General features: G+C 70.6%; 13 protein-coding genes. 6 read left to right on the top strand and 7 right to left on the bottom strand.

Annotated elements, in window-relative coordinates; translation table 11 throughout:
• Positions 1 to 48: 48 nt before the first annotated feature.
• Complete coding sequence (locus ACZ7L9_RS32125; RefSeq protein WP_471420781.1) at positions 49 to 1,563, top strand: MDR family MFS transporter; 1,515 nt, start codon at positions 49 to 51, stop codon at positions 1,561 to 1,563.
• Between the two features lie 880 nt (positions 1,564 to 2,443).
• Complete coding sequence (locus tag ACZ7L9_RS32120) at positions 2,444 to 4,687, top strand: serine/threonine-protein kinase (protein WP_471420780.1); 2,244 nt, start codon at positions 2,444 to 2,446, stop codon at positions 4,685 to 4,687.
• A gap of 138 nt (positions 4,688 to 4,825) precedes the next feature.
• Here ACZ7L9_RS32120 and ACZ7L9_RS32115 read toward each other — a convergent pair whose 3' ends face one another.
• Complete coding sequence (locus tag ACZ7L9_RS32115; RefSeq protein WP_471420778.1) at positions 4,826 to 5,386, bottom strand: nucleoside-triphosphatase; 561 nt, start codon at positions 5,384 to 5,386, stop codon at positions 4,826 to 4,828.
• Between the two features lie 110 nt (positions 5,387 to 5,496).
• Here ACZ7L9_RS32115 and ACZ7L9_RS32110 point away from each other — a divergent pair, with 110 nt between their 5' ends.
• Positions 5,497 to 5,949 carry a YbhB/YbcL family Raf kinase inhibitor-like protein gene (locus ACZ7L9_RS32110; RefSeq protein ID WP_471420777.1) on the top strand — a complete coding sequence of 151 codons (453 nt, stop codon included), beginning with the start codon at positions 5,497 to 5,499 and terminating at the stop codon, positions 5,947 to 5,949.
• Positions 5,950 to 5,954: 5 nt separating this feature from the next.
• Here ACZ7L9_RS32110 and ACZ7L9_RS32105 read toward each other — a convergent pair whose 3' ends face one another.
• From ACZ7L9_RS32105 to ACZ7L9_RS32090, 4 genes are all read right to left on the bottom strand, one after another.
• On the bottom strand, positions 5,955 to 6,599 hold the full coding sequence (locus tag ACZ7L9_RS32105; RefSeq protein WP_471420775.1) for a protein-L-isoaspartate(D-aspartate) O-methyltransferase: 645 nt from the start codon (positions 6,597 to 6,599) through the stop codon (positions 5,955 to 5,957).
• Complete coding sequence (locus ACZ7L9_RS32100; protein ID WP_471420773.1) at positions 6,589 to 6,711, bottom strand: hypothetical protein; 123 nt, start codon at positions 6,709 to 6,711, stop codon at positions 6,589 to 6,591. Before ACZ7L9_RS32100 ends, ACZ7L9_RS32105 begins: the two co-directional genes overlap by 11 nt.
• A 130-nt stretch (positions 6,712 to 6,841) precedes the next feature.
• On the bottom strand, positions 6,842 to 7,939 hold the full coding sequence (locus ACZ7L9_RS32095) for a baeRF2 domain-containing protein (RefSeq protein ID WP_471420771.1): 1,098 nt from the start codon (positions 7,937 to 7,939) through the stop codon (positions 6,842 to 6,844).
• A gap of 97 nt (positions 7,940 to 8,036) precedes the next feature.
• Positions 8,037 to 8,183: a hypothetical protein gene (locus ACZ7L9_RS32090; RefSeq protein WP_471420770.1), complete on the bottom strand. Its 147-nt coding sequence runs from the start codon at positions 8,181 to 8,183 to the stop codon at positions 8,037 to 8,039.
• A gap of 318 nt (positions 8,184 to 8,501) precedes the next feature.
• Between ACZ7L9_RS32090 and ACZ7L9_RS32085 the strand changes: the two genes are divergently transcribed.
• Positions 8,502 to 9,191 carry an alpha/beta fold hydrolase gene (locus tag ACZ7L9_RS32085; protein WP_471420768.1) on the top strand — a complete coding sequence of 230 codons (690 nt, stop codon included), beginning with the start codon at positions 8,502 to 8,504 and terminating at the stop codon, positions 9,189 to 9,191.
• 91 nt (positions 9,192 to 9,282) lie between these two features.
• Here the strand turns inward: ACZ7L9_RS32085 and ACZ7L9_RS32080 are convergent, their stop codons facing one another.
• A complete protein-coding gene (locus ACZ7L9_RS32080; RefSeq protein ID WP_471420861.1) occupies positions 9,283 to 10,593 on the bottom strand; it encodes a PP2C family protein-serine/threonine phosphatase in 1,311 nt (436 codons plus the stop codon).
• 535 nt (positions 10,594 to 11,128) lie between these two features.
• On the bottom strand, positions 11,129 to 11,269 hold the full coding sequence (locus ACZ7L9_RS32075; protein WP_471420767.1) for a hypothetical protein: 141 nt from the start codon (positions 11,267 to 11,269) through the stop codon (positions 11,129 to 11,131).
• A 74-nt stretch (positions 11,270 to 11,343) separates the two neighbouring features.
• On the opposite strand from ACZ7L9_RS32075, the gene ACZ7L9_RS32070 reads away from it, so the two are divergent.
• Both ACZ7L9_RS32070 and ACZ7L9_RS32065 read left to right on the top strand, forming a co-directional pair.
• Entirely contained in the window at positions 11,344 to 12,450 is a 1,107-nt protein-coding gene (locus ACZ7L9_RS32070; protein WP_471420765.1) for an alpha/beta hydrolase, read from the top strand.
• Between the two features lie 410 nt (positions 12,451 to 12,860).
• The gene (locus tag ACZ7L9_RS32065) at positions 12,861 to 13,289 is read left to right on the top strand and encodes a zf-HC2 domain-containing protein (RefSeq protein ID WP_471420763.1); all 429 of its coding nucleotides are present in this window, start codon (positions 12,861 to 12,863) and stop codon (positions 13,287 to 13,289) included.
• Positions 13,290 to 13,567: the final 278 nt, after the last annotated feature.

The following is a 13,567-nucleotide window of genomic DNA, read 5'->3' as shown; positions in this document are numbered from 1 at the left end:
CCTCGGCTACGGGACGACTGCGACCAGGAACCCCAGTGAGGTGCTGTCATGTCAGCTGCGACACCGGAACGACCGACCGCCGCGGAGGCAAGCGGCGGCACACCTATTGTGGTGCGGCTGCTGGTGCTGGCCACGTTCGTGGTGATCCTCAACGAGACCGTCATGATCAACGCGATCCCGCGGCTGATGGAGTCCTTGCACATCACCGAGCAGTCGGCGCAGTGGGTGTCCACCGCGTTCATGCTCGCCATGGCCGCGGTGATTCCGGTCACCGGATGGCTCCTGCAGCGGGTCACCACCCGCCAGGCCTACGCGCTCGCGATGGGCACCTTCCTCGTGGGTACCGTCGTGTCGGCCGTCGCCCAGGCCTTCGAGGTGCTGCTGGCGGGCCGTATCGTGCAGGCCGCGGGCACGGCCGTGATGATGCCGCTGCTGATGACCACGTTGATGACTGTGGTGCCCGAGCAGAACCGTGGCAAGGTGATGGGCAACGTCACCCTGGCGATGTCGGTGGCGCCCGCGCTAGGGCCCGCCGTGTCCGGGGTCATCCTGCAGGCCGGCTCCTGGCGGCTGCTGTTCGTGGTCGTGCTGCCCATCGCGGCCGGGGTGACCCTCTTCGGGCTGCGCAAGCTGGAGAACATCGGTGAGCAGCAGGCGAGTTCCATCGACTGGTTCAGTGTCTGCGTCGCGGCGCTCGGCTTCGGCGGCCTGGTGTACGGCCTGAGCCTGGTCGGTGAGAGTGACCGCAGGACGTTCGGCATCGGCATCGCCGCCGCCGGCATCGCGGCCATCGCGGTCTTCGCGCTCCGCCAGCTCAGGCTGCAGCGTGATGGTACGCCGCTGATGGACCTGCGCACCCTCCGGTACGGCACCTTCACCCTGTCCCTGGCCCTGATGGCCATCGGCTTCCTGACGATGCTCGGCTCGATGATGCTGCTGCCGCTGTATCTGCAGAACGTGCGCGGCCTCAGCCCGCTCGAAACCGGTCTGCTGGTCATGCCGGGTGGTCTGGCCATGGGCGTGCTGGGACCGACCGTCGGAAAGGCATTCGACCGGTTCGGCAGCCGGACGCTGGTGCTGCCCGGCTCGATCGGCATCGCGCTCGCCCTCGCCGGATATACGCAGATCGCGATGGCGACGCCGTACTGGCAGATTCTGGGTCTGCACGTGCTGCTGATGGTGAGCCTGGCGGCGACGTTCACTCCGGTCTTCGCCCTCGGCATGGGCGCGCTGCCACCGCACTTGTACTCCCATGGCAGCTCGATTCTGGGAACGCTGCAGCAGGTCGCCGCGGCGTTCGGCACCGCGCTGATGGTGACCGTGATGTCATCGCGCACCACCAGCCAGATCGCCGATGGTGTCGCCGCCGTGCCCGCCCAGGTGAGCGGGATGAAACTGGGTTTCGGCGTCGCGGCCGCTCTCGCCGTGGTGACGATCGCGATCGCGGCGAAGCTGCCACAGCGGGTCGCGGGCACCGACACCGCCGATGCCGACGCGGGGCCGCCCGCGGACGGGAATCCGGACCTCGGCGAGCGGGTAACCGACAAGGCGCAGAGGTCCTGACCCACCCACCCGACCGCGCTCCCGCCCGGCGACAACGTCTGGACGGAAGCGCGGTCGTGTTCAGCGCCGGCACATGACCGGGAGCCGGCCAGGACGTTCTTCCAAGGACAGGCGGAGCGACGCCCACCCGCCTGGGCCGGACGACGATCCCGCTGATGTCGTGGGCGACGAAGTCGTGCGGGTCGGGGGGAGAGATGCAGGTGCTGGGCGCTGCGGGCCTCGCCTTGTACTTGACCTTCATGGCTACGCCCCAACGCAGCTCGCACCTCGCGAGATACCGTGACGGTTGCCCTAACGGAGGTTGGTGGCCACGAACGTCGATAATGCGGACCGTCAGGTGCGTCTGAGCTTCGTTGGTCAGTCGATCGCTTCGGTGGGGCTGTGGAGGGGAAGTCCGGCCGCACCGAACGAGCCGCACCGAACGAGCAGTGCGCGTTGCTGCTGCATGGTGAGCGAAGGCGGCCAGCAGGTCTTTTGTCTGTCACGAACCCCGTCGGCTCGTGCCGACGGGGTTATGCGTGTGGCGATGGGCCCCGCACCGTGCGGCCCTCAGAGGAGCTCGCAAAATGGGCGCCCGGCTCGCGACGCCTGGCACGCACGCTCGCTGCGTTGCCGAAATGCCCTGGTAGCTCCTTCCCCAAGCTCTTGAAGAGCAGGGGAGACCCCATCCGAGGACCTTCCGGCGCCTTGCGATCGCACGCACCAGACGGCGCGAGTTGATCGGACTCCCATTTTGTGAGCTCCTCTTAGGGAGCAGCCCCGGGCTCCCTGTTCGTCACCCGCTTTGCTCTGCCGTACTGCCCTGCGGCTAGTTTGTGTGCAGGACAGGTACGCAGGCCCGTGGTGACAGAGGTGCACGGGGGACGGGAGGTCGGGAAGAGTGTCGCTGCGCGGAGGCGATCCAGTCGAGATCGGCGGCTATGCGCTTGAGGCGCGGCTCGGTTCGGGGGGCATGGGCACGGTCTTTCTGGCCCGTACGAGTTCGGGGCGACCTGTCGCGATCAAACTGATCCACCAGCAGTTCGCGGGGGACGACGAATTCCGCATCCGTTTCCGGCAGGAGGTGGCGGCGGCGAGGCGGGTGAGCGGCGCGTTCACCGCCGCCGTGGTCGACGCTGCCCCTGAGGCCGAGCAGCCATGGATGGCGACGACCTATATCGAGGGGCACACGCTCGCCCAGCGCATCGCCACGAAGGGCCCGCTGAACGGAGCGGAGCTGAGGAGGCTCGCCATCGGGCTGGCGGAGGCGCTGCGCGACATCCACCGGGTGGGGGTCGTCCACCGTGACCTGAAGCCCTCGAACGTCGTGCTCTCGCCCGAGGGACCGCGCGTCATCGACTTCGGCATTTCGCGCGCCGTGGACCAGCAGACGCTGACGATGACAGGGCGGGTCATCGGTACGCCGCCCTTCATGTCGCCGGAGCAGTTGCAGGCGCCGCGTGGTGTGGGGTCGCGGTCCGATGTCTTCTCGCTGGGAACGCTGCTGGTGTACGCAGCGACGGGCCACGGACCCTTCGACGCGGACAGCCCGTACATGACGGCGTATCAGGTGGTGCACGAGGAGCCGTCGCTGGGTGCCGTGCCGGTGGCTTTGCGCGCGGTGGTCGAGTCGTGCCTGGACAAGGAGCCCAAGGGGCGCCCCTCTGCGGACGAACTCCTCGTGCTGCTGCGGGACCTGCCGGCCGACCTCGGCGGGACCGACGCGAACGGGGTTGGCGCGGGCCGCACCCGCGACATGATCACCCAGCATCACTTCGCGACGCGGGCCACCCCGGCGCCGACTGCCCCGACCACCACCCCGGCCGGTCCCGATACAGGGAGCACCGGCACCCCCAACGGCCGCCGTCTGCGTCGCCGATGGCGGCCTGCGCTCGCGGCCGCGGTCGCGGTGGCAGCGATCGGTGGGGGAGTCGCCGCACTGAACGCGGGCGGCTCCGGGGGGAACAGCGGTGGCGACAAGGGCAACAGTGTTGCGGCGCCGGGTGCCGTACTCCCGGACGGTTTCGAGCCGTGGCACAAGACCGTGCTGGGCGGTCGCGAGGACACCCCCGACGAGCTGCGTTGCGTCGCGCGGGGCGACGCGCTGTTCTGCGGGGGCGGCGGTGTTGTCGCGACCCGTATCAGGGCCCTGGACGGCTCGCGGGTGTGGACGGCGAAGAGCCCGGGCATCCCCGTCCAGGGCATGCACCTGGTGGGCGCCACCGACGACACGGTGCTCGGCTACCGCTTCGCCGCCCAGGACGCCCCGCAGGACCCTCCCAGCGAGGTGGTGGCCATCGACGCCGGCAACGGCCGGGAGCTGTGGTCCGTGCCGTCCGGCGCCCAGTCGAAGGCCGTCACGGGCCGGACTCAGGACGCCCTTGTGGTCGGCTCCGCCGTCGTGACCGTCGACGCTTCCAACTCCCGCTTCGAGAACCGGGACGCGCACAGCGGTGAGGTCACCTGGACGACGTCGTTCCCCGCGGGTACGCAGTGCGCTCCCGTCCCGGTGGGCCCACAGCTCTTCGCGATGTGCGCGACGGATACGGAGGTGGATGCCTTGGAGGTGCGCCACCCCACCCTGTACGCGGTCGATCGCGCCTCGGGGAAACTGGGCAGGCCCATCGCGGTCAACGGCCCCGCCGTGCCGATGGGCGTCACCAACGGCAGGCTCGTACTCCTTCAGGTACACATGGAGGGGACGGCGCCGGCCGGCTACGACGGGGTGGCGCGGGTCGACCCGGCCTCGCGGAAGGTCACGTACTCCCCACTGGCCAAGACATACGCGGGGACGCCCGGCATGGCGGATGGCACCGTCTACGTGAGCGGGCAGACCGGTCTCGTCACAGCGCTCGACCCCGCGACCGGCCGGAAGAAGTGGTCGCGGCAGACCAGCGTGGAGGGTGCGTCGGGTCCCGTTGCGGGAGCCGAGGCGCTGTATTTCAGCTCGGCCACCGGCCGGGTGGTCGCGCTGTCGCCGTACGACGGCAAACCCCTGTGGACAACAGACCCGCAGGCCGATGGTTTGACGGGCGAGCAGGGCGCAAGCCCGCGCGTGACCGTTGCGGGGCGTGCGGTGATCGTGGCCGCGGCCAAGAACACCCTCTTCGCCTTCGACGCGCAGAAGCCGCCGAAGTCGGGCTGACCCGGGCGGCACCGGACGTCGGCCTCTTTCCTTGCCGTGCCCGAGCGGCACCCTCGCTCGGCCACCGGCCGGCCTCGCCGGCCGGACACAGCCATCTCGGCCTCCACGGCAGCCTGCATCAGGTGCTGGGCCGGTCTCTCATTCGTGAGAGAGGGGCCTTCCGTGCGTCCGGGGCTGCTGCAGCCGGGCCGCGAGCTCCCCCGGCAGGACGTCCCGGTTTGCCGGAGTGAGCTGGACGACCTCGATGTCGGCGCGCCGCTTGAGGGCATCGGTGAACGGATCGCGGTGCGTGTGGACCGTGGCGACGACGTCGACCTCTGCTACGAACAGCGCGTCGACCGCGTGCCGAAACGCCGTGCACGCCAGTTCCATCCGCCCCAGCTCGTCGATGAGCACCAGCCGCCCGGTGGCCTCCTCGGTTGCTGCCGGCCGAAGCGACGGCAGCGCCAGCCGTTCCATGACGCCCAGGTCGACGCCGTACTTCCCTACCCGTGGCGGACCGGGCAGGTCGACATGGGCGAGTACCGCCCGCCGGCCTGCCAGAGTCTCCAGGGCGAATCCGACGCGGGCGCCGGATTGCCGGATCTCCTCGGTGGTGAAGCCGGTGGCCGCGTGGGTGGGCAGCAGCGCGGCCAGTCGACGGAGGGCGGTCGTCTTGCCCGCGCCAGGGCGGCTCTCGAGCAGGATCCTTGTCGGCACACGGCCATCTTCACCCCCGCTTCCGGCGGCGGCCCGGCTGGGCTCGGCCGAACGGGGGTTTTGGGGTGCGGACCGGTGCCGGTGCCGCCGTTGCGGGTATGGCGGCGCACATGAGCGGAATTGAACTCAGCAGCACCGCGTTCGACGACAAAACAGTGATCCCCCGTCGGTACAGCGGGGAGGGTGAGAACATCTCACCGCCCCTGACCTGGTCGGGGGTACCCCACGAGGCCACGGAATTGGTGCTCCTGTGCGAGGACCCGGACGCGCCGGGGACGACCTTCCTGCACTGGCTGGTGACCGGCATCGATCCGGGGACCACCGGGGCGCCGGAGGGCCAGAAGCCCCTGGGGGGCCTGCCGTGGCCCAACGGCTTCGGCCGCGTGGGCTGGGGAGGGCCGATGCCTCCACCGGGGCACGGGCCGCACCGCTATTTCTTCCGCCTGTACGCCCTGTCCGAGCCGCTGCCGCTGCACGACCACCCGGGTGCCGAGGACGTGCACCGTGCACTGAAGGGCAGGGAGCTGGCCTCCGGCACCCTGGTCGGGACCTATCAGCGCTGAGCGCGTCACCGCTGGTCGTAGCCATGGGCGCCGTACAGCCGGACGAACCGGGCCGCGGTGACCGTCCGGCGTCGCACCAGGCCGCGTGCCCGCCGCTCGTACAGCTCGACGCGCTCCCGCCCGCCCTGCCCGATCGGCTGGACGAGCCGGCCACCGGTGCAGAGCTGATCCACGAGCGGCTCAGGCACTCGCGGAAAGGCCGCGCAGACGATGACGGCGTCGTACGGGGCACGGGTCGGCATCCCGAGGGTCCCGTCGCCCAGTACGACGTCGGCATTGCCGACGCCCTGCCCGGCCAGCCGCAGGCGGGCCTCGTCGACCAGGTCGGGCCAGCGCTCGATGCTGACGACGTGCGCGGCCAAGCGGGCCAGCAGCGCGGTCTGCCAGCCGTATCCGGTCCCGACCTCCAGGACCTGTTCGTCTCCGGTGAGGCCGAGAGCGGAGACCATCATGGCGATCAGTGAGGGCTGGGTGGTCACCTGCCCGTGGGGAAGCGGAACGGGCGTGTCCCGGTACGCGGATGCCACCTCGTCCGCGGGGACGAATTCCGCCCGGGGGATGCTCCGTACGGCCGCCAGGAGACGGTCGTCGGTCACGCCCACGGCGTGGGCCGCGCGGACCAGGTCCTCGGGGGTCCCTTCATGCGCCATCGGACCGCGGGGTCGTGGCGGTGGCGCCGGCGGCCCCGGTCGTGGTGCGTTCCGGTCCGGGCGGGGTGATCGAGACGTCCCTCTCCACCGCGCCGCTCCTGCTCCTGTCCATGCGCCCCATCCACCACTCATCCGCCGCGCTGCCACTCCAGCCCAGTGTCGGCACGTTGCGCGCGCGGCGCGATTCGGGGCGGTCGGGCGCAAGGGGCGACCCGTGATCCGGGAGACGCAGTGCGCCGGCGTCAGGACCGGGTCCCCGGGTCGGTATACCGCAGCAGGGCGCCCACGCCGTCGCGCAGCCTCAGCTCGCTCTCCGGTACGACGACCAGCTCGGCACCGGTGCCGACGAGGGCCCGGACGAGGGCCTCGTCGGCGCGTTCCTCGCGGGGTGCCCGCACGCCGAAGGACATCAGCTCCGCCTCGGTGAGGGCGAGCTGAGTGGGCTGGGAGCCCGCCCAGAGCCGCAGCGAAGACCCTGGCGGCCGGTTCAGCAGCAGTGCCGCGACCTGGCCGCGCTGGAGGGCGGCGACGGTGGTGGCCAGCCCTTGCGTCATGGGTCCGTCCAGGGCACGCCGGCCGATGAAGATGTCCACGAGTTCCCGGTCGTGCGCGGCCATGCGGCCGCGGAAGACGCCGTCGAGCTGCGGCTCCAACAGGGCGCGTCCGGTGTCGGTGGGGGTCCGGCCGCCCACGCGTACGACCTTGTCCCGCAGGGTGTGTGGCAGGCGGCGGATCAGTACGTTGCACGCCCACTCGTCGCCGCCCACGACGACGGCGTCGGCATGGGCGCGCCGCGCCCGTTCGTCCAGCCGGTGGCCGAGCCGGAGGGAGGTGCGGTGCCAGGTCGCCACCGCGACCCTGCGGTGCAGCCGCTCACCCGGGGCGACGGTGGACGCGGGCCAGATACCGGTCTCCGCCTCCAGAGTTACCCAGCCGTGGGTCTCGGCGGTCGGAAGGCCGCCGTAGTGGACGACCACGGCCAAGTAGGGGATCTCCGGAACGTGCTGGGTGACCAGGGGCATCGCGTCCGGCAGGGTGCTGTAGCGCGCGGAGTCGTGCTCGGGCGGCCTGGGCAGCTCCCCGTCCAGGACGAGTGTGCCGTGGGCGGCGAAGATGGCCTGACCGTGCAACCCCGGCACCTCTGTGTCCGCGCCGACCACCTCCTCCAGTACGTTCAGCAGCGCCCGGTCCGTGCCCTGACGGGACAGACTCTCGCGCAGCCGCCGCCAGCGCAGCGCGATCGCCCGCTCGGGATGCTCGACGTCTCGGGAGGTGTCCAGGTACACGGAGGCGAACGGGCCCGGCTCCGCGTAGAGGGGATCAAGGAACGACAACCTCATCGCCACTCCTCGTCGATGGTCTCTCCTCCTTTGATGATGCGCGCCCCGGGGAGTGATGGAGCTCGACGAGCGCAAAGCGGTGCGGAATGCGGGGTGGTCAGGCGCCGGCTGGCAGCAGTTGGCCCATCGTGAGCATGGCGGCGGCCAGGCTGTCCAGCTTGCCGACGACGAACGGGCCGGGCTTGATGTTCTTCACGTCGCTGGGGTTGACGATCTTCGGGTCTGCGCGCTCCCCGAAGCGCATGTCCCGGGAGCGTGGATGACGGCTCCGCGCATGATGACGACTTTCTTCGACCGGTGCCGGGGTGCTCGGGTGACCGGGCCGGGGGTCGTTAGGGATGCGGCCGGGGTGGATCAGGCGTTGCGGGTGCTGCTGCGGGTGCCGCCGTACTCGGCGTGGGTGACATGCGCGGGCCACGCCGGCCATTGTCATTGGCGCCGTCGTCAGCTCTCGCTCACCGCACCGAGGTCTCCTCACATGCGCACTTCGCCACCGGGAAGGGAAGCGGTACGTAGACTCGCCCGCAGCGCAGTGAGCTACTGGTGGTGGAGGGGCCCGTTCATGACGACGTACGTTTTGATCCATGCCGCGGCTGTCGATTCGTGGTACTGGGGGCCGCTGGCTGCCGAACTGCGCGACCGGGGCCACGAGGTAGTCGCACCGGACCTGCCGTGCGATGACGAGTCAGCCGGGCTCACGGAGTACACGGACACGGTGGTCGAGGCGATCAGCGAACGCACCGGTCTCGTCGTCGTCGCCCACTCGTTCGGCGGTTTCACCGGTCCGCTGGTGTGCGACCGGGTGTCAGTGGATCTGCTGGTGATGCTCCAGGCTCAGGTACCGGTGCCGGGCGAGTCACCGGGGCAGTGGTGGGACAACACCGGCTATGGCCCGGCACGGCAGGAGGCCGACCGGCGCAGGGGCGTGGCAGAGGACACGGACGAAGGCGCGCTCTCCCTCGTGCTGCAGGACACTCCGGCCGATCTGGCCGCCGAGTTCATGGCGGAGCACCAGCGGAACCAGGCGCCGACTCCGTTCGGAGAGCCGTGGCCGCTGGACACGTGGCCGAAGGTGCCGACCAGGTTCCTCATGTCGTCCGACGACCGCTTCTTCCCTCCCGAGTTCATGCGGAGGACGGTCGCCGAACGCCTTGGCTTCCAGCCGGACGAGATGCCAGGCGATCACTGCCCCATGCTCGGCCACCCGAAGGAGTTGGCCGACCGTCTGGAGGCATACCGCGCTGCACTGTGATCGGCCTGCCCTTGATCGGGCGCCACCACTGAGACCAGGGGCGCAGGAGAATTGGCCCCTCCCGGACGGCGTTACCCCGAGTCTTGAGGTGTCAGGAGCGGGCGTAGCCCGTGAGGGGTGGGGTGCGCAGGGCGATAACCGCTATGTCGTCGTGGCCGTCGCTGGGGTGGTGGTCGGCCAGTGCCCGGCACAGCTCCTCCGGGGGCAGGCCTGCGTGCTGGGAGGCGGTGACCGCGAGCGCGTCCAGGCCCTGGTCGAGCGGCTGGCCGGGGAATTCCACCAGGCCGTCGGTGTAGAGGATGACGGTGCTGTCGACCGGCAGCACCTGGCAGTGATCGGGACGGGGCAGCTCGGCCGCAACCCCGAGGGGGACCCCGGGATCGGTGTCCAGGTAGCGCACGCGGCCGTCGGGTAGCAACAACAGCGGCGGCAGGTGTCCGGCGCTGGTCCAGTGCAGCCGCCAGCCGCCGTCGGCGGGCTCCAGGCGGGCTACCAGGGCGGTGGTGATGGGGGCCTCGTCCCAGGCGTCCATGATGCGGTCGAGCTGGGTGAGGACGGTGTTGGGCGGGGTGCGCCCGTCGTAGCACAGGGCCCGCAGCATGCTGCGGATCTGCGACATGTTGGCCGCGGCCTGCAGGTCGTGCCCGACCACATCCCCGATCAGCGCCGCGCAGGCGCCGTCGGGCAGCAGCATGGCGTCGTACCAGTCCCCGCCCAGTGCGGCGGGGGCGCTGGCGGGGCGGTAGACCGCTCCCGCCGTGAACGGGTGCAGGTCCGGCAGGCGGGGCAGCAGCAGCCGCTGGAACTGTTCGGCGCTGTGGCGGACCTGCTGGTAGAGACGGGCGTTCTCGATGGCCACCCCGGCTGTGCCGGCGAGTGCCAGGATCACGCCCTCGTCGTGCCGGTCGAAGGGGCGCCCGTCCTTGCGTTCGGAGAGGTAGAGGTTGCCGTAGATCCGTCCGCGCACGCTGATCGCGACGCCGAGCAGGGAGTGCATGGGCGGGTGGCCGGGAGGGAAGCCGGCCGACTCCGGGTGCGCGGCGATGTCCTTCACCCGCAGCGGCTCGGGGTGGTGGATCAGGTGGCCCAGCAGGCCCCGTCCGCGTGGGAGTTCGACTCCTTCCAGGTGCGCCAGCTCCTTCGCGGTGAGTCCCAGCGGGATGAACTCGGCCAGGAACCTGCCCTCCTCGTCGAGCACTCCCATGGCTCCGTAGCGGGCACCCGCCAGGTTCATCGCGGTGCTGACGATGCGGCGCAGGACCGCGGGCAGTTCCAGTTCGCCGGTGATGCTCAGCACTGCCTGAAGCAACCCCTGGAGGGTGCCCTGAGCGCGAGCCAGGGCGTGCAGTTGTTCGCCGATGCGGTCAAGGTCCGAGCTGAGCGGCAGGTTCAGCAGCGACATGTAGGACGCCCCGGCCGGTGTCTCCCCGTGAGGGGTGTCCCGGTCCTTCTGCGGGGCGTCGTCCCGGCCTCCCGGGTCCTGCCGGTCCTCCGCCATCGCCACCGCCTCACTTCCGCCGCCCACTCCGGGTATCCCCGTTCTTCATCTGAACCGCGGTCCAGCCCCGCCGTCCAGCGACTGGCCGCAAAGTGTCCGCAGACACCCATTCGGCGCAGATGGCTCCCCCACTGGGCTCAGCGCTACTGGCCTCCCAGTCCTGAAGCCAAGGAGCATCGGCCGAAGGGGCTGACGAGCTCATTCGGTCCACGACCCGGATCGCGCACAGTTCGCCGACGCCGGCACCGGTGTGTCGGCCAGGTCCTCGTCTTCCGTTGGCCGCCCTGGCGCTCAGCGCGCCCTGGCGCTCAGGCGTCGGTGACGGCGCCAACCCGTGAACCGCACCGCTGTCTGTCCTGGCGCAACTCCAACGCTCGCCCCGATACTGTCGATCACTTGGTCCGGGCGGCGCACGCGGCCGGGCGCTCGGCCGGGCCTCTCACTGCAGCAGCTCAGCGACCTCGGAGAGCTGGGCCTTGGACAGGGGGCCGCATTGGAGGACCATGGCATTCTCCTCGGCCCCGGTGACGCTACGGAAGCCGGGGAACGGCACCGTCAGCGGGCCGCGTGCCCACGGCACGTGTGTGCGGCCGAGCTGTTGCAGCAGGAATGCCGGGCGGTATCCCGCCGTCCGACAGGGGGGGAGGGTGGGACATGAGTGTTCGCCGCGCGCCGTCGGAGTCCGGCCGTGTCCCGACACCGAAGGCAGCGCCCCCTTTCGACCCCGAACTGAGCATCGTGCTGGCTGCGTTGGGTAAGGAGTCGAGAGAGCCGGTCACCCCGGGCAATCTTGAGGCCCGGCAAGAGCAGGATGCCGCGACCCGGCCCAGGCCGACGGCCGAGGACCTTGGCGCCGACGGCCGTTTCGAGGTGGCGGAGTTCTGTGTGCCGGGACCGCCGGACGGACCGGATGTCACCCTCGTGAGCGCGCGGCCGTCCGGGCTCGTCGGGCCGCTGCCTCTGCTGTACTACATGCACGGAGGCGCAATGGTCATGGGCAACGCGTGGTCCGTGCTTCCGCGGATTCTTCGCGAGTGGGCCGTTCCGCTGGAACTGGCTGTCATCTCGGTCGAGTACCGGTTGGCGCCACGGGCACAGTACCCGGGACCGCTGGAGGACTGCTACGCCGGACTCGTCTGGGCGGCCGGGCACGCGGCGGAACTGGACATCGACGCGGATCGCATCATCATCGGAGGGAAGAGCGCCGGCGGCGGGCTCGCCGCGGGCCTTGCCCTGCTGGCACGTGACCGCGGCGGTCCTGCGGCACTGGGGCAACTGCTGCTGTGCCCGATGCTCGACGACCGCGGCAGCACCTTCTCCAGTCATCAGATGACGGGCCTGGGCGTGTGGGACCTCACCTCCAACGCGACCGCGTGGAAGGCACTGCTGGGTGACCGCTACGGTGCTGCGGACCTGCCGCCCTACGCGGCTCCGTCCCGCGCCACGGATCTTTCCGGACTCCCCCCGGCCTATATCGAAGTCGGGTCGGCCGAGATGTTCCGGGACGAGGACGTGGCTTACGCGAACGCGATCTGGCAGGACGGCGGCCAGGCTGAACTGCATGTATGGCCCGGTGCTTACCACGGCTTCGACAGCTTGGCACCGCAGGCTGCCCTCAGCCAGGACGCACGCAACGCCCGTACCCGCTGGCTCCAGCGCCTCCTGGCAGTCCGGCACGAGGGCCCCGAGACGCCGACGGACCATCCCCGGCAGGCGATGCAGTGCAGCGGCGCAGCCACCTCGGCCTCGCCCACGGGGTGAGCCCCTCGGCAGCTCGGCGTACAGATCCTGCAGGCACGCCGGAACCATGCCCTGGATCGAACGAACCGACGACTTCCCGACCTCGCCGCCGGTAATAGTCGCCTTCGGCGGTCGGCCGTTCCGCGTTGGTGTGGTGACGTTGTCACCCGTTCGGCGTACTGGCCGTCGCCATTGGCTGCGGGGTGGTCTTTCAGTTGCTCGGGATTCGGGACAACCCGCTGGCGGCAAGCCGCGTCGCCGTCGGGGACAGTAACGCCTCGCCGCCCGCGACCGTGCGGTCGGCCACGTTGTAGACGGACACCAGAACCGACAGAGGTGCCCGCGTAATCGTCGGCACGGTGTTCTGAGCTGGGTCCCAGCAGTAGTCCGGCGTACCGGATACCGCAGCCGTGGTAGTCGGGAATCACTGTGTGGAGACGACGCGCCAGGGGCCGTTGCTGGACGAAGGTGAGACCAAGAACGGAGGTTTCGCCATGACCGAAGCCCACTGCTCGACCAAGATGTCCGGCGAGAAGCCTGTCGTCGAGGAATGCCGCAGGATCCGTGAACTACTGGCTGGACAGGCACTCGAGATCCTCGCACCCGATGAGGCGAGTGCTGTGAGGGCTCACCTGGCGACCTGCGACACATGCCTGGACGAGCACGACCGCAGGGCGGCGGTGCCCGCACACCTGACCCTTCTGCGCGACGCCCTGGCTTGTGGCCAAGGCCGAAACAGGCGGGCGTGCGCGGCCACCCGGGACGAATGCGGCCATCACCGCAGGCCGGACCGAGCCGCCCCGACGACGCAGATCACACTCGCCCAGTGGGTCAGCAAGACCACGTCGTACACCAGGTGAACAGACCTGGTGGAAGTGGCGACGGGCCCTGGGGCGCTGCGGCACCGGCCCTGACGAGTCACTTCGCGGGCCTGGGCGGCCCGGCCGGGCCCGGCCGCCAGCCCCGCCCTCGTGGGCACCGGACGCCTGGCCGTGGTGGGAGTACCGACCTCGGCGTCCGTCCGGCTCGCGGCCGGCTGGGACCGGCCGCGGGCAGCACGGTTATCGAGGGTCCGCGGCTCGCCGCCTGCCTTGACGAACCGGGCATGCGCGGGATTGCGGCAGCCCGCCCAGGCCGT

It is taken from the genome of Streptomyces sp. NPDC111516 (genome assembly GCF_055635345.1).
The sequence above is the reverse complement of the archived record's forward strand: the minus strand, read 5'-3'. Positions and strand labels throughout refer to the sequence as shown.

Bases quoted from the DNA above. Each gene is read 5' to 3' on its own strand.
- ACZ7L9_RS32125 (WP_471420781.1), top strand. From the start codon at position 49: ATGTCAGCTGCGACACCGGAACGACCGACCGCCGCGGAGGCAAGCGGC.
- ACZ7L9_RS32110 (WP_471420777.1), top strand. From the start codon at position 5,497: ATGAGCGGAATTGAACTCAGCAGCACCGCGTTCGACGACAAAACAGTG.
- ACZ7L9_RS32105 (WP_471420775.1), bottom strand. From the start codon at position 6,599: ATGGCGCATGAAGGGACCCCCGAGGACCTGGTCCGCGCGGCCCACGCC.
- ACZ7L9_RS32100 (WP_471420773.1), bottom strand. From the start codon at position 6,711: ATGGACAGGAGCAGGAGCGGCGCGGTGGAGAGGGACGTCTCGATCACC.
- ACZ7L9_RS32095 (WP_471420771.1), bottom strand. From the start codon at position 7,939: ATGAGGTTGTCGTTCCTTGATCCCCTCTACGCGGAGCCGGGCCCGTTC.
- ACZ7L9_RS32090 (WP_471420770.1), bottom strand. From the start codon at position 8,183: ATGCGCTTCGGGGAGCGCGCAGACCCGAAGATCGTCAACCCCAGCGAC.
- ACZ7L9_RS32085 (WP_471420768.1), top strand. From the start codon at position 8,502: ATGACGACGTACGTTTTGATCCATGCCGCGGCTGTCGATTCGTGGTAC.
- ACZ7L9_RS32080 (WP_471420861.1), bottom strand. From the start codon at position 10,593: ATGTCGCTGCTGAACCTGCCGCTCAGCTCGGACCTTGACCGCATCGGC.
- ACZ7L9_RS32070 (WP_471420765.1), top strand. From the start codon at position 11,344: ATGAGTGTTCGCCGCGCGCCGTCGGAGTCCGGCCGTGTCCCGACACCG.